Raw genomic sequence first — 19,886 nt, 5'->3', positions numbered from 1 at the left:
CCTACTCGCCGGCGGCCGGATCGTCGCGGTCCTTCCGGGCCACGACGCGGAAGGCGTTCGACCAGCCGCCCTTGCGCAAGGCCCGCTCGGCCACGCGATCGACGATCCAGCCCGCGGGCAGGAGCCAGAAGCCCAGGGCCCAGACCAGGTCGTGGCGCACCCAGTCGGCCATCGTGGGCGCCGGCAGCCAGGGCCTCCCGGGGCTACCCGCCAGGCGGGTGACGAGGATCCAGGAGGCCATGAAGAAGTCCACCGGGATGTGGGCGCTGCCCCGCGCCCAGCGCACCGGCGTGAAGCCATGGCGCTGCAGCAGCTCGTCCACGTGGCGCGGCGCCAGGAAGTGCTGGTGCTGCGGCTGGAAGAAGGGGATCCAGTGGCGGCCGAGGAGCTTCGGGAGCTTCGACTCGGGGTCCGGGATCTCGATCATCAGGTGCCCGCCCACGGGCAGCACCCGGGCGGCGGCCTCGATCTCCGCCTCTTGATCGCGGACGTGCTCGAGGTAGTGGCTCATGCTCACCACGTCGTAGCGGCCCAGCCCCTCGGCGGACTCGGGGAAGAGCCCGCGGTGGCCCTCGTCCACCCAGCCCCGGCGCTTCGCGGCCTCGACGCTGTCGGCGAGGTCGAGGATCTCGAAGCGGCAGCCGGGGAAGTGCTCGCGCGCGATCACGCAGAAGTGGCCGTGGCCCCCGCCCACGTCGAGCCAGCGCTTCGGATCCGAGAGCCCCTCCAGCGCCTGCGCCCGCGCGTGGTAGGCCGGCAGGGAGGCGCCGAAGATCGTCTCCATCCCGGCCTCGCCCAGGCCGTCGTAGAAGTCCCGGTAGTAGAAGGAGAGGCCCTCGAGGGAGAGGCGGGGGTTCTGGAAGATGAGGGAGCAGTCGCCGCAGCGCTCCAGGGTGAAGGTGCCGGGCTTCTGCTGGTAGAGGTCGCCGGTGGTGAGGTGCTCGTAGAGGGTCTCGCCGCCGCAGTGGGGGCAGGCGGTGCGGCGCGGCTCGAAGAAGCTCGCGGTGCCCCCCTCGAGGAGGCCGGCGTAGGCCGAGCGGGCCTCGGGGAGGGCCAGGCGCTGCTCGCCGCTGCCGGCGCGCACCAGCCGCCCCCAGCGCCAGAGGGTCAGGGGGACCCGCAGGAGGGTCAGGGCGCCGGTGTCGGCGGGCTGCGCGCCCCGGCCGGCGGTGATCAGCAGGGGCTGGAGGTGGAAGACCAGCAGGGCGATCAGCCCCGGGGCCGGCGCCAGCACCAGGGTCAGCAGCAGGAGCGCCAGCACGCCGCCCTGGGCGCCCAGGACGAAGGGCGCCCCCCGCCCGACCACGGCGTCGAAGAGGGTGCGCTCCTCGGCCATGCTCCGGGGACCGGCTCGCAGCCCCGGGGCCAGGGCCAGGCCCGAGCCGTGACCGCTCGCCTCGCGCCGGGTGGTGCAGCGGCGGATCTCGCCGGCGGCCTCGAGGAAGGCCGCCAGGCTCGGCAGCTCGCCCTCGGTGAGCTCGAGGCCGCAGCGCTCGACGAGCGCCCGGCGAACGACCAGCACCTGACCGGCGCTGCGCACCGGGCGGAAGGGATCCTCGCGCCAGCGCTCGGGATCATAGGTCGCCAGGAGCCCTAGCAGCCCCTCGGCCGGCAGATCACCGGGGATCAGGTCCACCGCCTCCCAGCCCTGCTCCTCGGCCAGGGCGACGGCCGCGCGCAAGGTGTGGCGGGAGAGCTCGGCCCCGGGGGCCAGCAGGTGGGTCCACTCCGAGAGGTCCGCCTCGTCGGCGCCAGCGCTCTCGGGTCCGAAGGGGAGGCGAGGCAGCTTCGCCAGCCGTCCGCGCAGGCGCCAGACGTCGCCGAGCCAGAGGGCGGCGAGGATCAGGGCGACCCAGCTCACGCGCGCGTCCCCGCCCCGGCGTCGAGGGCGATCAGGGCCTCGGCCGCCGCCTCGGCGCCGCCGGCGCGCTTCAGGCTCTCGCCGATCGCCGCGGCCCGCGCGGCGTAGCCCTCGTCGGAGAGGATCGCCTCGAGGGCCTCGCGGATCTCGGCGGCGCCCGAGCGCGAGAAGCGCAGGCGCAGGCCGCAGCCGGCGGCGACCACCTGTTCGGCGATCACCGGCTGGTCGTCGCGGATCGGAGCGACGAGGAGGGGCAGCCCGTGGGCGAGGGACTCGCTGACGGTGTTCTGGCCGCCGTGGCAGATCACCGCCGAGAGGTGGGGCAGCAGCTCGAGCTGCGGGACGAAGTCGCGGCGGATCACGTTCGTCGGAAGATCGCCCACCCTCCCCTCCGGCGCAACGAGGATGCCCTGCACCTCCATCGCCGCGAGGGCCTCGGCGGCGGCGGCGAAGAAGCGGGCGCCCCGCTCGGCGTTCACCGTGCCGAGGCTGACGAGGACCTTCGGGCGGGAGGGGTCGAGGGCCTCCCAGGGGAAGTCCACCGGCGGACCCTTCCGGCCCAGGGAGGGTCCGACGAAGCGGATCTGCTCCGGGAAGCTCTGGTCGGGGGCGGCCAGCTCCCGGCTGGAGTAGACCAGCACCAGGTGGGGCGAGCGATCGGGCTCGGGGGTCGCGGGGAGGCCCGCCTCGGCCACCAGGGCGGCGAGCTGCTCGTCGAGCCACGCCTGCACCTTCGGCAGCCCGGCCAGGGGCGCGGTCACCCCCGCCGAGGTCGAGCAGGAGGTGGCCCAGGGCAGCCCCCGCTGCCGGGCGACGAGGGCGCCGGCCACCGCCTGCTGATCGACCAGGAGGACGTCCGGGCGGTAGTCGTCGAGCACGGCCGGCAGCTGGGGCAGCATCGCCCGGGCCAGGGGCACCAGGAAGTCCTCCCAGAGGAACTTCAGGCTCGCCAGGCCGCGCACCTTGTTCGAGCGGTCGGTCATCGTCCGCAGGAGCCCGGCCGGCACCGCGTCGGGCAGCTCGTAGCGGCGGGCCGAGGCCGGCAGCCGGGCGTCCAGCGCGCCGGGGTGCCCGACCCAGGCCACCTCGTGTCCCCGGCGCTCCAGGGCGGCCCCCACCGCGAGGGTGGGGTTGATGTGACCTGCGAGTGGGGGGACGATGACGAGGAAGCGGGCCATGGGGGCACCGGGCGTTCTATCACGGCCGGTGAATTCTCCGGGGGGGTGTCGCGTCCCAGGCTCCGCGGCCGCCACGCACACTCTTCGAGGGAGGGACCCATGCAGCGCCTGCTCACCGCTCTTCTCGCCGTCGCGATCCTCGCCCCGGCCACGGCCTTCGCCGGCATCTCGACCAAGATCCCGGCCGAGAACTACCAGCTCTTCCGCACCGAGTCGGGCGTCACCGGCGCCTTCGGCCTGGGCAACCCCGGGGCCTACGGCTTCGGCGCGATCGCGGAGCCGAAGGTCAACCTGATGGACAACCTGGCGGTGGGCCTCCGCATGGAGGCTGCCGTGCTCTTCATGGGCAGCTTCGACGACGGCGGCAACAGCGTCAGCGTGGGCATGCGCCTGAACGCCGCCGGCTACCTCAAGGGTGAGTGGTTCTTCACCACCTCGAAGGTCCGGCCCTTCGTCGGCTTCGGCTTCGGCGCCATGACCTCGGCGGGCCTGGGCGGCGGCACCAGCGGCGCCTCCATCGACGCCGGTCGCACCTTCGCCATCGCGCCCCAGCTCGGCATCAACCTCGGCGGCTTCCGCATCGCCGCCACCTACCACCTGGTCTTCGGCAAGGCCCTGGTCACCATCGGCGCGGGCAGCACCCAGGAGATCTCCCGGGACTACCTGGCCATCGAGCTGACCGGCCGCTTCGGCGGCAAGCGCACCAAGGCTCGCGCCACCCCTGGCGCCGTCGAGCCGCCCGCCGCCGCGCCCGCCCCCGCCCTCGAGGAGGCCCCGGCCGGCCCCGAGGCCGAGACCACGAGATCCGGGAAGAGGGTCGTCGCGCCGTCCTCCCGGGTCGCGTCCATGGCCCGGACCACGACCGTGTAGCTCACGTCCGGGTCCGCGCTGAGGGTGATCTGCCGGGCGTCGGGGTGCAGGTCCTTGAGCGCCCGCAGGTGATCGACGAGCTGCTCGAAGGGGTGCCGCCCCTCGATCAGCGGGAGGTCGGGGCCCGCCAGGGTGCCCTCGGTCGCTCCCGAGCGCAGGAGGAAGCCCTCCTGGCCGATGTGGAGGGTCACCCGGAGCTGCTCCTCCGGTGGGGCGTCATCGTCGCGCAGGCCAGGCGGCGTCGTCTGGCGGGCCTCGATCACCGAGACCCGCAGGAAGCTGGTCGAGAGCAGCAGCGCGGGGATCAGGATCAGGATGAGGTTCATGAAGGGGACCATCCCCGTGCTGCGGGGTGGCTCCCAGGGTCGTCGCGTCCTCTGACGTCTCGCCATCGCGGGCCTCCTGGTGCGTATCGACCCCGAGGTCCAGCCAGGGTTCCCGACCGCCGGGAGGGGATTCGGTCCTAGAATGGCCGGCGATGAAGGTCATCGATCTCTCCCACGCGATCCACCCGGAGATCCCCGTCTACCCGGGCACCGCGCCGCCGGTGATCACCCGGGCCAACACGATCGAGGCGGACGGCTTCGCCGAGCTGCGCCTCGAGCTCTTCACCCACACCGGGACCCACCTCGACGCGCCCTGCCACGTCCTGGAGGGCGCTCCCTCTCTTGATCAGCTACCGGCCGGGAACTTCCTCGGCCCGGGGGTGATCCTCGACCTCGGCGGGTGCTCGACTCCCGAGCTCGACCTCGCGCTCCTCGAGCCCCACGCGGAGCGCCTGGAGGGGGCGGCCTTCGCCCTCCTGCACACCGGCTGGTCCCGCCACTGGGGCAGCGAGCGCTACTTCGAGGCCTTTCCCCACCTGACGCCCCGGGCCGCCGGGTGGCTCGCCCGGCGCGGCCTGAAGGGCGTCGGCATCGACACCCTCTCGGTCGATCCCCTCGCGAGCGAGGACCTCCCCGCGCACCGCCACCTGCTGGGCCAGGGGATGGTCATCATCGAGAACCTCACGCGCCTCGCCGAGGTCCCGGCCGGCGCCTTCACCTTCTCCTGCCTGCCGCTGCCGATCCGCGGGGGCGACGGCTCGCCGGTGCGGGCGGTGGCGATCGTCGACTGAGCGAGGCCTCGTCCCGACCTGGCGTGGAGGATCGATGAGCAAGGAGAAGGCGAGAGACGACAAGGGAGCCCTGATCTTCGCCGCGGTGGTCGTGGGCCTGATCTTCCTCGCGGGGTTCTACCTGGCCTTCGTCGTCTTCCCCCGGCAGATGCAAGAGCGCCGGGAGCTCGAGGCCGTGCCCACGGTGAGCAGGGGGCAGCTCGTGCAGGAGACTCTCGGAGAGGCTGTCCTGGTGACGGGCACGCTCCTGGACAACCCCGTCATCAAGGGTGAGGACCTCGTCGCCTACCGGTCCGAGCGTTGGGAGGTGCGCTACCGGGACGGGGAGAACGAGGGACGATGGTGGGGAGACGAGGAGCGTTGGCCGCGGCTGCGGGTGGCGATCGAGGGAGGGGTCGTGCAGACCGCCTCCGGTCCACCGACGGCTCGCAGCGCCATGGCCCATGAGCTCCTGGAGCCCCACGCGGATGAGCGGGTCGCCGACCACGAAGGGACTCCCTTGCCCCACGGGTCACTCCGCTTCCTCGGAGTCAGGAACGGAGATCGGGTGACCCTCGTGGGCAGAGTCGATCGCGAGGCGACCCTGAAGGTCGACTACTTCCACGCCGGCACCCGTGAGCAGCTGCTGGATTCACTCCTGCTCAACGCCCGCATGATCCAGATCTTCGGGCTGCTCCTCATGGCGGCCGCTGCCGTGATCGGCGCGGTCGTGGTTCTCAAGAAGCGGTGAGGCCTCCCCCCGATGGCGCCCCGAGCCACCGGCCTCGGTGGGGTTTAGCGCAGGGCCAGCCAGGCCAGCAGGCGCTCGGTGAGGAGGTCGGTGGCCTCCCAGAGGATCGAGTGGGTCGCGCCGGGGACGATCTCCAGGCGAGCGTCGGGCAGGCGGGCGCAGAGGCGCTCGCCGGCCGCGCGCTGATCGGAGGCGCCGCCGTAGAGGGCGAGGACCGGCGCGGTGATGCGCTCGTAGGCCGCGTCCTCGTGGGTCGGCGAGGTCTCCAGGTCGTCGAGGAGGCTGGTCTCCTTCACCAGCGTCCGGGCGGCGTCGGCCAGGCGGTTGCGCTTGCGGGCGCTGTGGCGGCCGAGCCAGCTCTTGAAGTCCGAGGCGATGCGGCTGTCGGCCGCGTCGCCCTCCAGCGAGAGGGTGGCGCGCATGTTCCCGGCCCAGCCGGGCTCGGGGAGCAGGGCGTCGACCAGCGCCAGGCTGGCTACCCGCTCCGGGTGCTCGAGGGCGAGGCAGATCGCCAGCAGGCCGCCGAAGGAGTTGCCCACCACCTGCACCGGCTGCTCGACGCCGAGGGCGTCGAGGACCCCGACGATCTCGCCGGTCAGCTCCGGCAGGGTGTAGCCGCTCGCCGGCCGCTCGCTCCGCCCGTGGCCGCGCAGGTCGTGGAGCACGACCCGGCGCTCGGCGGCGGCCTTGCCGGCGACGGTGAAGAACCAGGAGGAGAGGTTGTCCATCACCAGGCCGTGGAGGAAGAGGGCCGGGGCTCGCTCGGCCCGGTCCTCCCCCGGGCTCTGCCCCAGGCTCTGGACGTGGAGCTTCAGGCCACCGACGAGGACTTCAGCCACCGAGGAACTCCTTCACCGCCTCGCCCACCGCGTCGGGCGACTCCACCGGCAGGAAGTGCCCGCCGGGCAGGGTGACGAGCCGCGCGGCCGGCATCACCCGGGCGAGGCGCTCGCCGGTCGGCAGGCAGAGGGAGTCCCGGCCGTAGAGGGCCAGGGTGGGGGTCATCAGGCCGCCGAGGTCCGTGTCGTCGACGTCGGTCATGGCGAAGAGGTCGGCGAGCAGGGAGGTCTCCTCGACCAGCGTGCGCACCCGCTCCACGAAGCGCCGGCCGCGCCGACCCCCCTCGGCGACGGCCGCCTGCACGGCCGGCGGCAGGGAGGCGAAGAGCCCCTCGACGTCGATCTGCGCGGGATCGGGGATCACGCCGGCCGAGGCCGGGGGCAGGGGCAGCTCGCAGAGCACGAGCTTCGCCACGCGCTCGGGCCGCCGCAGGGTCGCCATGAGGGCGACGAGGGCGCCGAAGCTGTGGCCGACCAGCACCACCGGTCCGCTCTTCACCTCACAGGCGCCGAGCACCGCGCCGAGGTCCACCAGGTGATCGTGGAGGGCGTAGCCCCGCGCCGGGGTCGCGCTGCGCCCGTGGCCCCGCAGGTCGTAGAGCACCACCTTGCGCTGCGCCGCCAGGGCCGGGGCCAGGGAGAAGTACCAGGTGGCCATCGAGCCCACGAGCAGGCCGTGGAGGAAGATCACCGGCGGCGGTGGGGGCCGGGGGGCTTCGGGGCCGGGCCCGAGGGTCTGGACGTGGAGCTCGAGGCCGCCGGCGTCGATCAGCGGCACGACTCGATGTGCTCCACCACGTCGCCCACCGACAGCTCCAGGATCGCGTCGAGCTCCATCCCCGAGAGCCAGCCCACGAAGTCGATGCCCTCGCCGAAGGCCTCGGCGAGCTTCTCCGAGAGGGCGACCAGCTCGATGCTCTCGAGCTCGAGATCCTCGGAGAAGGAGGTCTCGGGGCCGATGGTCACCTCCGAGGCCCAGGCCTCGCCGACCACCTCCACGATGCAGCCGCGAACGGCGGCGAGGATCTCCGGCTTGCTGGCCTCGGTGCTCATCGCGCAGGAGCATAGCAGCCCCCCGGCGCCCGGTGGCCGCGAAACCGTGAACCTCAGGTCGTGGTCTCTCCGTTGCGGTCGAGCGCCTCCCGCACCGCGGTGAGGAGGGTGTTCGCCTTGTAGGGCTTGGAGATCAGGTGCTGCTCGGCCCCCCGGGGGAGGTGGTTGCGGATCCTCTCCGGCGTGTAGCCGCTGGTGAAGATCACCGGCACCTCCGGAAAGCGCGCCCTCATCCACTCGGCGACCTCACGCCCGGTGCGCCGGGGCATCATCACGTCGAGGACCGCGAGCGCGACCTGCGGGCCGCGCTCCTCCAGCAGCGCGATGGCCTCCTGACCGTCCCGGGCCGCGAGCACCTGGTAGCCCGCCTGCTCGAGGAGCTTGCGGGTCAGCTGCAGGACGGCCTCCTCGTCCTCGGCCAGGAGGAGCAGCTCGGTCCCGCCGCCGAGCGCGGTGATGGGGGTGGGCTCCGGTGCCTCCCGCAGGTCCTCCATGGTGTGGGGGAGGAAGGCCGAGAAGCGGCTGCCCTCGTCGGGCGCGCTCTCCACCTCGATCCACCCTCCGTGCTGGAGGATGATCCCGTAGACCGTCGAGAGCCCGAGGCCAGTGCCCGCGCCGATGCCCTTCGTGGTGAAGAAGGGCTCGAAGATCTGATCGCGGACGGTCGGCGTCATGCCGGCGCCGTCGTCGGCGATCTCGAGGAGCACGAACTGGCCCGCGCGGGCGTCCGGGTGACGGAGCGCGTCCCTCTCGTCGAGCTCCACTCGCCGGGTCCGCAGAGAGATGGTGCCCCCTGCCGCGAGGGCGTCGCGGGCGTTGACGCAGAGGTTCATCACGACCTGCTCGATCTGCCCGGGGTCGGCCAGCACCTGGCTGTCGCTCCCCTCGTGGGTGACCTCCAGGGTGATGTTCTCGGGGATCAGCCGCCCGAGCATCTTCATCATCCCGTCGCAGAGCTCGGCGAGCGCCAGGGGCGCCGGGGCCAGCACCTGCCGCCGGCTATAGGCGAGCAGCTGGCGGGTGAGCTCGGCGGCCCGCCGGCCCGCCTCCCCGATGGCGCCCACGTCCTGCTGCATCGCGGGCCTGAGCTGGGGGTTGCGGGCGAGGAGCTCGGTGTGGCCCAGGATGGCCTGGAGGATGTTGTTGAAGTCGTGCGCGACGCCGCCGGCGAGGGTGCCGACCGCCTCCATCCGGCTCGCCTGGCGCAGCTTCGCCTCCATCTGGCGGGCCTCGGTGACGTTGGTGAAGAAGCCGACCGTGCAGGGGCGCCCGTCGATGGTGGCGGCGGTCGCGGTGATGTTCACCAGGATCGTGCTGCCATCCTTGCGCAGGCAGGGCAGGTTGGGGGCCAGCAGCTGATCACCGCGGGTCTGGCGCTCGAAGGCCTCGCCGACCTCGGGGAGGGCCTCCTTCGGGTGGATGTCCTCCACCCCCAGCTCGAGGAGCTCCTCCCGGCTGTAGCCGAGCAGCTCGCAGGCCGCACCGTTGCAATAGACGAAGCGGCGGGTCGCGCTGTCGGCCACCAGGATGCCCTCGACCGCGGCCTCGAAGACCGTGCGGAAGCGCAGCTCGGACTCCTCCAGGGCGGAGGCCGACTCGTGTGCGGCCTGGAGCCGGCCGATCACCGTCCGGCCGCCGGCGACGAGGCCGAGGAGCGCGAGCAGGTAGATCCCGAACTGGGCGACCAGGCCGGTCATCAGGCCGCTCCGGTTGGCGCGCTCCAGGCGGGAGAGGGAGATGGAGGTGGACCAGCCGCCCCGGAGGTCACCCACCTCGAAGCCCTGCTTCCCGTGGCAGCCGAGGCAGCGCTCCTCGATCCGGATGGGCTCGAGGAGACGCAGGACGGTCTCACCCTCCACCCGGATGACCTCGTGGATCCGCTCTCCGCCCTCCTGCAGCCGCAGGAGCATCTTGCGCTCCCAGGGATCGGGGGCCGTCTCTGGCTGGCGAGGGTTCAGGGTGGTCAGGCGTCCCTGGGACCCGACCTCGGAGAGCGTGTCCGAGGCGTGCACGGCGCGCAGCAGGTGGGCGGCCTCGACCCGGACGAGGCGCCGCCCATCCACGGTGTCGATCTCCTGCTGGGAGCCGGGCTCGCCCACCTCGTGGTGCTCCCCGATGAAGTCGTGCTCGACCCAGACCCCCCGGCTCCTGGCGACCCAGTGCCGGAGCACCAGATCCTGCTCGGTGGCCGCGCGAAGGAGGCCGAGGGCCTGCTCCACCTGGATCCGGCGGTAGGCCCGGAAGGTCATCGTCATGGAGGTCGCGATGATGACGGACCAGGCGAGGGCGCCGATCCGCAGCCAGAGCCTCACCCGCTCGGGGGTCGCCGCCTGCAGGCCTGCCGGACTCGCCGTCGTGCCTCCCGCTCGTCCCCGATCCCCCAAGATGATCTCGACCGTAGATCACCCCTGGCGGGCGAACAACGATCGGCCTCCCCTTCGCGCAGCTCCCTGGGGGCTTTCACCGGGGTCGTCAGGGGGCGGCGAAGACGCCCCAGAGCAGCGCGGCGGTGAAGACCAGCTCGAAGCCGAGGATCATCTTGCCCAGGGTCTTCGAGTAGCCCTGCGGCGCGAGCTCACCGGCGGCGTCCATCTCCCGGATGAGGGGGTGCAGCCTCCAGAAGTAGGTGCCGATGGTCAGGATGAGCACGCCCACCGAGACCTGCAGCAGGAGGGGGCCGCCCAGGAAGACGATCACCAGCAGGAGCCCCAGGAAGATCAGCTTGGTGCCCGCGACCCAGAAGGTCAGGTAGCGCACCAGCCGGTGGAGCCCGGGGTGGGCCTTCGCGCCCTCGTAGGCCTCGAAGACGCCCATGGCGTTGGCCCGCCGGGTCTGCGGCGCGAAGTAGAGCGCGGCGACGTTCGAGAGCTCGAGGAAGACGAAGGCGAGGACGACATATCCGAGGAGGCTCATGCTGCCCTCGCAGCAAAACCAGAAATCACGATTCCTGATCGCCTCTGGCTTGCAGGCCGCACCCGCCTGCAGCGTCAGGCCTCGGTCGCATAGCTCAGGCTATGCTCCCTCACCCTTCCTTGCATCCGGGCACGTCCGCGTCGCCAGCGACTGCTCGGGAATCATGATCTCTGGTTTAGCGCATCACCGGTCGGAAGCCAATCAGTCGGGGCGGCAGATCAGGCAGCTTCCCTCCTCGCAGTAGGTCCGCTCCCCCGGGCGGGCCTCGCAGTCGGTGCTGCTGCTGCACCAGGTCTCCTCCCGATGAGGTGAGAACCCCTCGGGGCACTCGATCCGCTCGAAGGGATCGTTGCGCTCCTCGAGCTCCTTGTCGGCGCCCAGGCAGAGGACGGCGCCGATGGGACAGCCGCCCAGGAGGAAGACCAGGGTGAGCGCGATGGCGGTGGGTCCACGCATGGACCCGATGTTAGCGCGACCAGTGGACTCGCAGCAGCTGCTCACCTGCCTCGTAGTGGTAGTCGAGCTCTCCGTCGTAGGCGCGCTGGAGGGCGACGCCGATGCAGCGGGGCAGGTGCAGGTCGGTGGTCGAGACCTCGAGGACGTCGCCGTCCTCGACGATCGACATGATGCGGTGGAGGGGCCGCTCCATCTTCTCGGCGTTCTCGCGGTTGAGGACCAGGCCGAGGACCTCCTCGCGGTGCTGACGGAAGAAGGGTCCCTCGATCGTCACGATCCCGGCCGGGTAGTGATCGTCGATCCGGTTGCAGGCGGGGCAGCGGTGTTCGGCCGCCCCCTCGGGTCGCGAGGCCCACTGCCAGCGCCCCCTGTGGAAGACCGCCCCGCAGTCCGGGCAGGCCGCCGGCTCGGAGACCTTGCCGCTGCTTCGATAGGCGTCGTGCTCGCTCTTCTGGATGCGACGATCCAGCCGCGTGCCGTTCGATCCCATGGTCAACCCCCGGGCGGATCTCGTCCGCCTTGGGCTCCGGTCGATCTGGCGGAAACTCCCCGCCGGAGCCCCCCACGGGGCGCCCGCACGATCCACTCTAGGTCCGCCGGGGCCGCCGGGCAGGCGTCAGATCCTGCGCTTCCGGGGCCTCTACCGGCCCCGATGCGCCTTCCCGGCGCCGATGCTACTCATTCCTGGAATGCACTCGAACTCCCGGACGTAGGTCCCACCCGGAGGCGGACGATGGCGGAGAAGAAGAAGCGTGGCTCGTTCTCGATGGCGGTGCTGGTGGTCCTGCTCCTCATGGGGGGCTCCTGCACCGGCGGCCTGATCTGGCTGGCGAGCAGCGGCGGCGTCTCGAAGGGGACGGTGCTGGAGATCCGGCTCGACGGTCCCCTCACCGAGGGGCCGACCAAGGACATCTTCGCGGAGCTCTCGGGCCAGAAGCCCCTCTCGCTCTACTCCCTGCGTCAGGGGCTGCGCGCGGCGGCCGAGGACGACGACATCGCGGCGGTGCTGGTGGAGGTCTCCACCCCGGCCATGGGCATGGCGAGCCTGGAGGAGGTCGCCTCGGAGCTCGATCGCTTCCGGGAGAAGTCGGGCAAGCCCCTGCACGTGCTCCTGCAGACCGACATGGTCTACGAGCCCCACGTCTACCTGGCGGGCGCGGCCACCAAGAGCTGGGCGACGCCCACGGCCTTCTGGATGCTCAACGGCCTCCAGGTCGACGTGCCCTTCTGGAAGGGCACCCTGGAGAAGCTCCACATCGAGCCCGACTTCATCATGTTCAAGGAGTACAAGTCGGCCGGCGAGCCCTACAGCCGCTCGGAGATGAGCGAGTACTTCCGCGAGGCCATCACCGACGTCGCCGGCGATCTGCAGGACCTCTGGTACGAGCGGGTCGCCGCCCGCACCGGCGTCGATCGCGAGAAGCTGAAGGCCCTGGTCGATCAGGGGATGCAGACCGGCGAGGAGGCGAGGGCCCTCGGCCTCTTCGACGCCTACGGCTACCTCGACGAGGTCGAGGAGGAGCTGCGGACGGTGGCCGGCACCGACGAGTACGAGTCGATCTCGATCGGCCGCTACCTGATGAAGGTGAAGGACAAGGTCCGCGGCGAGCACATCGCCGTGATCTTCGGAGAGGGGCAGATCGTCGCCTCCCGCCAGAGCGGAGGTCTCTTCGGGGGCGGGATGCTCCACGGGCCGGTGGTCGCCGCGCACATCCGCGAGGCGGCCGACGAGGAGGACGTGAAGGCCATCGTCTTCCGGGTCAACAGCCCCGGCGGCTCGGCGGTGGGCTCGGACCTGGTCTGGCGGGAGATCGAGCGGGCGCAGAAGCTCGGCAAGCCGGTGGTCGTCTCGATGTCGGACGTCGCCGGCTCGGGCGGCTACTGGGTCTCGATGGGCGCCGACGCGATCGTCGCCCAGCCGGCGACCATCACCGGCTCCATCGGCGTGGTCTTCGGCAAGTTCAACCTCCGCGGCTTCTACGAGTGGATCGGCGCCAACGTCGAGACGATCAAGTTCGCCGAGAACTCGGACATCATGAGCGAGTTCGCCAGCTTGAGCGACGAGCAGCGCGCTCGCACGGTGAGCGTCCTCGACAGCCTCTACACCGACTTCAAGCGGAAGGTCGGCGAGGGCCGCTCGATCGAGCTGCCGAAGGTCGAGGAGCTCGCCAAGGGCCGCATCTGGAGCGGCCGGGACGCGGTCGGCAAGGGCCTCGTCGACGAGACCGGCGGCCTCGAGACCGCGGTGCAGCTCGCCGCAAAGAAGGCGGGCCTCGGCGAGGACGTGAAGCTGAAGGCCTACCCCGAGCCCAAGGACCTCTGGCAGATGATCCAGGACGGCGAGCTGGGCGCCTCGGTGCAGGCGGCGCAGCCCCTGCCCGACGCGGCGGCGATCGAGGCCTGGCTGCGGGATCTGGAGCAGCCGCGCACCCTCGCCCTGATGCCCGACGTCCAGGTGCGCTGATCGGCTGTTGAACCTCCGCTGGTTCGTGGTACTCGGGGGCCGAGCTCTTTCGGCATCCCAAACCCGATCCTCGCGAGGAATCGATCATGGCCAAGATGAAGCCCGGCGTCGTCACCGGTGAGCGTTACGTGGAGTTCGTGCAGGCTGCCAAGGAGGGCGGCTACGCCTACCCGGCGGTGAACATCGTGGGCACCAACTCGGTGAACGCGGTGCTCGAGGCCGCGGCCGTCGCGGGCTCGGACGTCATCGTCCAGCTCTCGAACGGCGGCGCCGAGTTCTACGCCGGCAAGGGCATGAAGGACGGCTTCCAGGCCAAGGTCCTCGGCGCGGTCTCCGCCGCCCAGCACATCCACCTGCTGGCCGAGCACTACGGGGTCTGCGTGGCCGTGCACACCGACCACGCCGACAAGAGCCTCATCCCCTGGGTCGAGGCGCTGGTCGCCGAGTCGGAGAAGCACTTCGAGAAGACCGGCACGCCCCTCTACAGCTCGCACATGCTCGATCTCTCGGCCGAGAGCATCGACTTCAACCTCGGTGAGTCCGCCCGGATCCTCGAGCGCATGGCCAAGATGGGCATGAGCCTGGAGATCGAGCTGGGCGTCACCGGCGGCGAAGAGGACGGCGTCGGCCACGACCTCGAGGAGGGGGCGGACAACGCGCACCTCTACACCCAGCCCGCGGACGTGCTGCTGGCCTACGAGAAGCTCTCCTCGCTCGGTCACTTCTCCGTCGCCGCCTCCTTCGGCAACGTGCACGGCGTCTACAAGCCGGGCAACGTGAAGCTGCGCCCCGAGATCCTGAAGGCCTCCCAGGCCCTGGTGAAGGAGAAGCACGGGACGGGCGACAACCCCCTGCACCTGGTCTTCCACGGCGGCTCGGGCAGCGAGCCCGAGAAGATCGCCGAGGCGGTGAGCTACGGGGTCTTCAAGATGAACATCGACACCGACACCCAGTTCGCCTTCGCGAAGCCCATCGGCGACTACGTCAAGGCGACGCCGGTGGCCTTCGAGCACCAGATCGATCCGGACGACGGCAAGCCCTACAAGAAGGTCTACGACCCCCGGAAGTGGCTGCGGAAGGGCGAGGAGTCGATGGTGACCCGCCTGCAGCAGGCCTTCGACGACCTGGGCTCCAAGGGCAAGGGCCTGGCGATCTGAGGATGCGTCTCGAGGCGAGGAGAGGGTGGGCGGCGCTCTCCTCGTCGCTGCTCGTGCTCGTCCTGCTCGTCACGAGCTGCACGCCGGCCTACGTCATGCCGACGGACCTGGACCGCTCGCCCTGCACCCAGGCCTGCCGGAACGACTACGACGACTGCGAGAGCGCCCGCTCGAGCTCGACCCTCCTGATGGCGCCCTGGATCGTGACGGCGGCCGCGGCGGCGGCGGCCGGGGTGGTCCTCGCGGTCGTCGCGCTCGTCGCCGGCGGGGGGGGATCCGGATGCTCCGGTGGCGGGTGCGGTAACGGACCCGACCTCAAGGCGCGCCCCTATTGCGGCCAGGCCCTGACCCTCTGCGTGCAGCGGTGCGATCCATGATGCGCCTGCTGCTCGTCAGCGCGCTGCTCTCCTGCGCGGGCTGCTCCCTGATCGCGGTCCCCTACGTGGGAGAGAAGGCCCGGGAGCAGCAGGAGCCGCCGGTCTGCAACGAGAGCTACCTCGCCCCGGTCGGGGACCACGCGATGGCCGGCCTCTTCTGGCCGGCGGTGGGGATCGGCGGCGCCTTGCTGGCGGCCAACACGCCCCGCCTCTCCGACACCTGCCAGGAGCGCCGGACCGGCTTGCTGATCGCCTTCCCGGTGACGGCGGCGCTCGCCACGATCGTCCACTGGCAGTCGGGTCAGCGCGGGCTGAAGGACGCCGCCTTCTGCCGGGCGATGAAGACCTCCTGGGCCTGGAAGGATCGGTCGCCTCCGCCGCCGATGGCCGCGCCGCCGGCAGCGTTGGTGCCTCCAGCAGAGTTCGTTCCGCCGGCCGAGGCCGCGCCGCCGCCGATCGAGGCGCCGCTCTCCCCGCCGCCCGTCGAGGTGCTGGACGCCCCCTAGTCCGGTCGCAGGGCCCAGGCCACCAGGTGGCCCAGGTCCACCCGCAGCTCGACCCAGAGCTCTCCGACGCGCAGGCCGCCCGGCCGGCCCTCGCTCACGGCGTCCGCCTCGCGGGGCCCGGCCTCCCCGCCGCGCGCGGCCAGGCGGGAGGCGATGGCCCGGGCAGCGCAGACGTGGAGCCGGGCGTCGAGGTCGTCACCGGCGCCCGCTGCGCGCGCGGCATCCAGCTCGTCGCTGGCGAAGCTCGCCTGGCGGGCGCCGGGCGGCAGGCTGCCCAGGGGGTAGAGCGCGATGGCCACCTCGCCCTTGCGGGAGGCGAGGGCCACCGCGAGATCTCCGGCGGTGGCGGCGTCCACCTTCAGCTCGCCAGCGTGGGGGCCGGCCAGGCGCAGGCCCTCCTCGTGATCGCCCAGGAGCGGGAGCGTGGAGGGGAAGATGGCCTCGCCAGGATCGGCGAGCTCGGCGCCCTGCTCCAGCAGGCTCCGCACGGCGTCCTTCCCGGCGATGCGCGCGTGGAGGTAGGCGCGCTGCGCCTGGGGCGCCGAGGCCAGGAGGGTGGTGCGCTCGTGCTCCGAGAGCATCCGCCGGATCAGCCAGTCCCGGGAGGGCGGCCGGCAGCGCGCGGCGTCGAAGAGGAAGTAGGGCTCCCGGCGCGCCGAGAGGCGGTGGCGCTCGGGGTGCTGCAGCACCTTCCAGGTGTCCGGATCCGAGGGGAAGCGGTGGTCGGCCCAGCCGCGGATCCGGCACCAGACCTGCTCGCCGCGCAGGACCTCCATGTCCCCCACCAGGCGGCGATCGTCGCAGTGAGTGATCCGCACCCGCGCGTCGAGGAGCTCGCCAGCCTGCGGGTGCGGGCCGAAGCGCTCGAGGGACTCCAGGCCGATCGGCATGGCCAGCTTGTCCTCGGTGCGGGTCGCCATCAGCCAGAAGCCGAAGAGCTGACCGAGGGAGTCGAGGAGGGCGCCGGGCCCCTCGGTGACCTTGAGCTTGCCCTCCACGCCGCCGGCGCCGAGCGCGCCGATGGTGTGCACGCCCTGGTAGGCCGGCCCGTGGAACATCCAGCGGTCGGCGTAGAGGGTGGCCGCGTCGATGGGCGGCGGGCCGGCGTCGGCGAGAGGGGGGAGCTGGCTGGCCGGCGGCGCGGGGTAGGCGTCGGCGAGGCGGACGGTGCCCTCGCAGAAGCCCTCGATGGCGACGTGGGCCCGATCGTCTCCCCGGGGCTCGGCGACGAGCTGCACCTTCGCCGCCGGGTGCACCCGCAGCCACTGGTGCATCCGCAGCTCCTCGAGGGCGACGGGGGTGCGGCCGGGGAAGGCCTTGCGGGCGAGCTCCAGGAGGAGCTCGATCGACATCGTCATCGGCACGACGGGATCGCGCTCGGCCAGGGTCGCCCCCTCGCCCTGCGGGTAGAAGCTGTGATCGATCAGCTCGGGCACGGTGCGCACCGAGAGGGTGCGCTGCTGCCGCACGGGCCGGCTCCGCCCCCGCAGCGCCTGCTGGTAGGTCTCGAGGATCTCCGCCTGCATCCGGGAGAGGTCCTCGAGGGTCGCCTCGACCTCGTCCCGCAGGGGATCCCGCAGCGCGCCGCGGGCGGGCGGGGGCAGGCGAGGGCCGGCGCTGCCGAAGGGCAGGGGCTCGCCCACCGAGATGAAGGGCGCACCCAGGGGGAGCTCCAGGCCCCTCGACCCGGTCTCCACCCCGCCGCCGGAGGCCGCCTCCCGGCCGGGCCGCCTGGCGCGGTCGATCCCGGCCCAGAGGTCGATGCCCTCCACGAAGAGGGCCGCGCCGAGGCGGGCGAGGGACTCGAGGCCGCCGCGCTTCGGATCGCTGACGCTGACCGTCAGGTGGGGGCGCGCGCCGAGGGTGTCGGAGACGAAGCCCGGCAGGCTGCCGGTGCCCACCTGCACGAAGATCGAGTGGCCGTGATCGTAGAGGGCCTCGATGAGCTCCCGGAAGCGCACCGGCTCGACGAGGTGGCGCAGGGCGAGCTCGCGCACGGCGTCGGCGCCCACCGGGAAGGGGCTGCAGGTGGTCGCCGACCAGACGGTGGTGTGCGCCGCCTCGATGGGCAGCCGCTCGAAGTGCGCGCGGTGGGGGTCGAGGTAGTCGTCGAAGAGGCGGGAGTGGAAGCCCGAGCGGAAGGGGAGGATCTGCACGACCGCGCCGCGGGAGAGCAGCCGGGCCCGGGCGGTCTCGATGCTCTCCTCCTTCCCGCAGAGGATCACCTGGTGGGGGCAGTTGTCGTGGGAGAGGCCGATGGCCTCCAGATCGGTCATCGCGTCGAGGGCGTCGTCCACCGAGCAGGCGGCGGCGGCGAAGAGCACGCCGGGCACCTCGAGGGCCTGCCCGCCGCTCTCCTCCAGGAAGGCCTCCACCGCGCCCTGCGGCAGGAGGCCGCCGTGGATCATCGCGCTCCACTCGCCGATGCTGTGCCCGGCCATCGCGTCGGCGAAGAGGCCGATCCGGGAGAGCAGCTCGAAGCAGAGCTGGTTGACCCGGTAGATCCCCATCCCGGTGCGGTCGATGGCCTCGGGGCGGCGGGGCGCCTCCTCGGCCTCGAGGGCCTCGAGCTCCGGCGGCAGCGAGAGGTCGAAGTGCTCGGCGAGCTCGCGCACCCGCGGGCGGAAGTCGGCGTCCACCCCCGGGAAGAGGAAGGCCACCTTGCCGCCTTGCAGGGCCAGGCCCTCGGGGGCGAACCAGATCCCGCCGCGGCCCCGCCAGGGCTCACCGCGCTCGACGACCCGGCGCGCCCGGGCGAGGCGCTCGGGGGTGGGCTGGAGGACGGCCAGCCGGCAGGGGCCGGTGCCGATCGGCCCCTCGCCGCGCTCGAGGGCCGCGAGGAGCGCGGCGGGCGAGTCGCCAGCGAGGCGCAGCACCTCGGGCAGCCCCGTCCGCTCCTCGTCGGGGAGGCCGGGGAAGGAGGGCTCGACCCGGTCGAGGGCCTGCACCCGGTGGGTCCGGCGGCTGCCCGCCGGGGCCTCGGAGAGCACCACGTGGGCGTCGATGCCACCGAAGCCGAAGGCGTTCACCGCGGCGACGCGCTCCTCTCCCGGGCCGGTCGTCCAGGGCCGGGCCGCGACGTGCACCTCGAAGCGGGTGGCCGCCAGCTTCGGGTGGGGCTCCTCGCAGTGGAGGGAGGGCGGCAGGCTGCGGTGGAAGATCGCCAGGGCCGCCTTGATCAGCCCCGCGGCGCCCGCCGCCGGCATGGTGTGACCGATCATCGACTTCACCGAGCCGAGGCTGGCGCGCGGGCCCTCCCCGGCCGGGCCGAAGAAGCGGGCCAGGGTTTCGAGCTCCACTCCGTCCCCGGCGGTGGTGCCCGTGCCGTGCCCCTCGACCAGCCCGATGTGGGCGGGCTCGAGGCCCGATCCCTCCCAGGCCCGCTCCAGGGCCAGGCGCTGCCCCTCGGCCCTCGGCTGCATCACCGAGGTGCCCCGGCCGTCGCTCGCCGAGCCCACGCCGCGGATCACCGCGTAGATGCGGTGACCGGCGGCCTCGGCGTCCTCGAGGCGCTCGAGGAGGAAGAAGCCCGCGCCCTCGCCGATGAGCAGGCCGTCGGCGCGAGCGTCGAAGGGGCGGATCGCCTCGCTGCGGGAGAGGGCGCCGAGCTGCGCGAAGACGCTCCAGAAGGTCGGGTCCTGCACCAGGTGGATGCCCCCGGCCAGGACGTGATCCGCCCGGCGGGTCTCGAGGAGGAGCATCGCCTGCTCGACCGCGAGGAGGCTGCTGGCGCAGGCGGCGTCGAGGGTGAAGGCTGGCCCGCGCAGATCGAGGCGGTTGGCGATCCGGGAGGCGGCGAGGTTCGGCACCAGGCCGATGGCGGTGTCCGGACCGTAGGGGCCCGCCGCCTCCTGGTAGGCGTCCTTGATGGCCTCGATCCGCGACAGGGGCAGGTCCGGGAGCAGCCGCCGCAGCAGGCCGGCGAGCTGCTCGGCGCCCCGCACGCTCTGATCGGCCCGCACCAGCCCCGGTCCCAGGTAGCCCCCCCGGCCCAGGATCACCGCGGTGCGGCTCCGATCGAAGCCGCCCTCGGTGTAGCCCGCGTCGGCGAAGGTCGCGGTCGCGAGGTCGAGGGCCAGGAGCTGATCGGGCTCGGCCCCCCGGGCCGCCACCGGCATCAGGCCGTGGGCGGCGACGTCGAGGTTGATGCTCGCCCCGAGGAAGCCGCCGCGGCGGCAGGGGAGCCGGTCGATGCTGCTGGTGCTCGCGTCGAAGAAGACGCCCGGGATCCGCTCCTCCGGGACCGGCCCGATCGCGTCGTGACCGGCGGCGATGTTGCGCCAGAACTGCTCGACGTCCTCGGCGCCCGGGAAGCGTGCGCCCAGTCCGACGATGGCGATGCCGCGCGAGTTCGCCATGGCGAGA

General features: G+C 72.5%; 17 protein-coding genes. 6 read left to right on the top strand and 11 right to left on the bottom strand.

The window, feature by feature from the left end:
• Position 1 precedes the first annotated feature (1 nt).
• The 3 genes from P1V51_09600 to P1V51_09590 form a co-directional block, all read right to left on the bottom strand.
• The gene (locus P1V51_09600; protein ID MDF1563288.1) at positions 2-1,861 is read right to left on the bottom strand and encodes a class I SAM-dependent methyltransferase; all 1,860 of its coding nucleotides are present in this window, start codon (positions 1,859-1,861) and stop codon (positions 2-4) included.
• A complete protein-coding gene (locus tag P1V51_09595; protein ID MDF1563287.1) occupies positions 1,858-3,039 on the bottom strand; it encodes a glycosyltransferase in 1,182 nt (393 codons plus the stop codon). Before P1V51_09595 ends, P1V51_09600 begins: the two co-directional genes overlap by 4 nt.
• A gap of 659 nt (positions 3,040-3,698) precedes the next feature.
• Positions 3,699-4,235 (bottom strand): biopolymer transporter ExbD, encoded by a 537-nt coding sequence (locus P1V51_09590; GenBank protein ID MDF1563286.1) that lies wholly within the window; start codon positions 4,233-4,235, stop codon positions 3,699-3,701.
• Positions 4,236-4,387: 152 nt separating this feature from the next.
• Between P1V51_09590 and P1V51_09585 the strand changes: the two genes are divergently transcribed.
• Together P1V51_09585 and P1V51_09580 are read left to right on the top strand one after the other, a co-directional pair.
• The gene (locus P1V51_09585; protein ID MDF1563285.1) at positions 4,388-5,026 is read left to right on the top strand and encodes a cyclase family protein; all 639 of its coding nucleotides are present in this window, start codon (positions 4,388-4,390) and stop codon (positions 5,024-5,026) included.
• A 34-nt stretch (positions 5,027-5,060) separates the two neighbouring features.
• Positions 5,061-5,756, top strand: coding sequence for a hypothetical protein (locus P1V51_09580; GenBank protein ID MDF1563284.1), 696 nt, complete (start codon positions 5,061-5,063; stop codon positions 5,754-5,756).
• Between the two features lie 44 nt (positions 5,757-5,800).
• Here the strand turns inward: P1V51_09580 and P1V51_09575 are convergent, their stop codons facing one another.
• From P1V51_09575 to P1V51_09545, 7 genes are all read right to left on the bottom strand, one after another.
• Entirely contained in the window at positions 5,801-6,595 is a 795-nt protein-coding gene (locus P1V51_09575) for an alpha/beta hydrolase (GenBank protein ID MDF1563283.1), read from the bottom strand.
• Positions 6,588-7,373, bottom strand: coding sequence for an alpha/beta hydrolase (locus tag P1V51_09570; GenBank protein MDF1563282.1), 786 nt, complete (start codon positions 7,371-7,373; stop codon positions 6,588-6,590). Before P1V51_09570 ends, P1V51_09575 begins: the two co-directional genes overlap by 8 nt.
• A complete protein-coding gene (locus P1V51_09565) occupies positions 7,364-7,648 on the bottom strand; it encodes a phosphopantetheine-binding protein (protein MDF1563281.1) in 285 nt (94 codons plus the stop codon). Before P1V51_09565 ends, P1V51_09570 begins: the two co-directional genes overlap by 10 nt.
• A 53-nt stretch (positions 7,649-7,701) precedes the next feature.
• Positions 7,702-9,960, bottom strand: coding sequence for a response regulator (locus tag P1V51_09560; protein ID MDF1563280.1), 2,259 nt, complete (start codon positions 9,958-9,960; stop codon positions 7,702-7,704).
• 160 nt (positions 9,961-10,120) lie between these two features.
• Positions 10,121-10,561, bottom strand: a complete 441-nt coding sequence (locus P1V51_09555; GenBank protein MDF1563279.1) for a hypothetical protein — start codon at positions 10,559-10,561, stop codon at positions 10,121-10,123.
• 201 nt (positions 10,562-10,762) lie between these two features.
• Complete coding sequence (locus P1V51_09550) at positions 10,763-11,017, bottom strand: hypothetical protein (protein MDF1563278.1); 255 nt, start codon at positions 11,015-11,017, stop codon at positions 10,763-10,765.
• A 10-nt stretch (positions 11,018-11,027) separates the two neighbouring features.
• Complete coding sequence (locus P1V51_09545) at positions 11,028-11,507, bottom strand: BCAM0308 family protein (GenBank protein ID MDF1563277.1); 480 nt, start codon at positions 11,505-11,507, stop codon at positions 11,028-11,030.
• A gap of 243 nt (positions 11,508-11,750) precedes the next feature.
• Here P1V51_09545 and sppA point away from each other — a divergent pair, with 243 nt between their 5' ends.
• The 4 genes from sppA (at position 11,751) to P1V51_09525 (ending at position 15,521) form a co-directional block, all read left to right on the top strand.
• Positions 11,751-13,481 carry a signal peptide peptidase SppA gene (gene sppA / locus P1V51_09540; GenBank protein MDF1563276.1) on the top strand — a complete coding sequence of 577 codons (1,731 nt, stop codon included), beginning with the start codon at positions 11,751-11,753 and terminating at the stop codon, positions 13,479-13,481.
• Between the two features lie 86 nt (positions 13,482-13,567).
• Positions 13,568-14,638 (top strand): class II fructose-bisphosphate aldolase, encoded by a 1,071-nt coding sequence (fbaA, locus tag P1V51_09535; protein MDF1563275.1) that lies wholly within the window; start codon positions 13,568-13,570, stop codon positions 14,636-14,638.
• A gap of 2 nt (positions 14,639-14,640) precedes the next feature.
• Positions 14,641-15,015 carry a hypothetical protein gene (locus P1V51_09530; protein MDF1563274.1) on the top strand — a complete coding sequence of 125 codons (375 nt, stop codon included), beginning with the start codon at positions 14,641-14,643 and terminating at the stop codon, positions 15,013-15,015.
• Entirely contained in the window at positions 15,012-15,521 is a 510-nt protein-coding gene (locus tag P1V51_09525) for a hypothetical protein (GenBank protein MDF1563273.1), read from the top strand. The genes P1V51_09530 and P1V51_09525 overlap by 4 nt, the downstream gene beginning before the upstream one ends.
• Here the strand turns inward: P1V51_09525 and P1V51_09520 are convergent.
• Positions 15,518-19,879: a beta-ketoacyl synthase N-terminal-like domain-containing protein gene (locus P1V51_09520; protein ID MDF1563272.1), complete on the bottom strand. Its 4,362-nt coding sequence runs from the start codon at positions 19,877-19,879 to the stop codon at positions 15,518-15,520. The genes P1V51_09525 and P1V51_09520 overlap by 4 nt on opposite strands.
• Between the last annotated feature and the right edge of the window lie 7 nt (positions 19,880-19,886).

The organism is Deltaproteobacteria bacterium (assembly GCA_029210625.1).
Taxonomy (GTDB): Bacteria; Myxococcota; Myxococcia; order SLRQ01; family SLRQ01; genus JARGFU01.
Note: the sequence above shows the minus strand (reverse complement) of the source record. Positions and strands in the feature narration are given on the sequence as shown.

What these genes read in the sequence shown, in the direction of transcription:
- P1V51_09595 (MDF1563287.1), bottom strand. Translation starts at nt 3,039, where the DNA reads ATGGCCCGCTTCCTCGTCATCGTCCCCCCACTCGCAGGTCACATCAAC.
- P1V51_09590 (MDF1563286.1), bottom strand. Translation starts at nt 4,235, where the DNA reads ATGAACCTCATCCTGATCCTGATCCCCGCGCTGCTGCTCTCGACCAGC.
- P1V51_09585 (MDF1563285.1), top strand. Translation starts at nt 4,388, where the DNA reads ATGAAGGTCATCGATCTCTCCCACGCGATCCACCCGGAGATCCCCGTC.
- P1V51_09580 (MDF1563284.1), top strand. Translation starts at nt 5,061, where the DNA reads ATGAGCAAGGAGAAGGCGAGAGACGACAAGGGAGCCCTGATCTTCGCC.
- P1V51_09565 (MDF1563281.1), bottom strand. Translation starts at nt 7,648, where the DNA reads ATGAGCACCGAGGCCAGCAAGCCGGAGATCCTCGCCGCCGTTCGCGGC.
- P1V51_09555 (MDF1563279.1), bottom strand. Translation starts at nt 10,561, where the DNA reads ATGAGCCTCCTCGGATATGTCGTCCTCGCCTTCGTCTTCCTCGAGCTC.
- P1V51_09550 (MDF1563278.1), bottom strand. Translation starts at nt 11,017, where the DNA reads ATGCGTGGACCCACCGCCATCGCGCTCACCCTGGTCTTCCTCCTGGGC.
- P1V51_09545 (MDF1563277.1), bottom strand. Translation starts at nt 11,507, where the DNA reads ATGGGATCGAACGGCACGCGGCTGGATCGTCGCATCCAGAAGAGCGAG.
- sppA (MDF1563276.1), top strand. Translation starts at nt 11,751, where the DNA reads ATGGCGGAGAAGAAGAAGCGTGGCTCGTTCTCGATGGCGGTGCTGGTG.
- fbaA (MDF1563275.1), top strand. Translation starts at nt 13,568, where the DNA reads ATGGCCAAGATGAAGCCCGGCGTCGTCACCGGTGAGCGTTACGTGGAG.
- P1V51_09530 (MDF1563274.1), top strand. Translation starts at nt 14,641, where the DNA reads ATGCGTCTCGAGGCGAGGAGAGGGTGGGCGGCGCTCTCCTCGTCGCTG.
- P1V51_09525 (MDF1563273.1), top strand. Translation starts at nt 15,012, where the DNA reads ATGATGCGCCTGCTGCTCGTCAGCGCGCTGCTCTCCTGCGCGGGCTGC.
- P1V51_09520 (MDF1563272.1), bottom strand. Translation starts at nt 19,879, where the DNA reads ATGGCGAACTCGCGCGGCATCGCCATCGTCGGACTGGGCGCACGCTTC.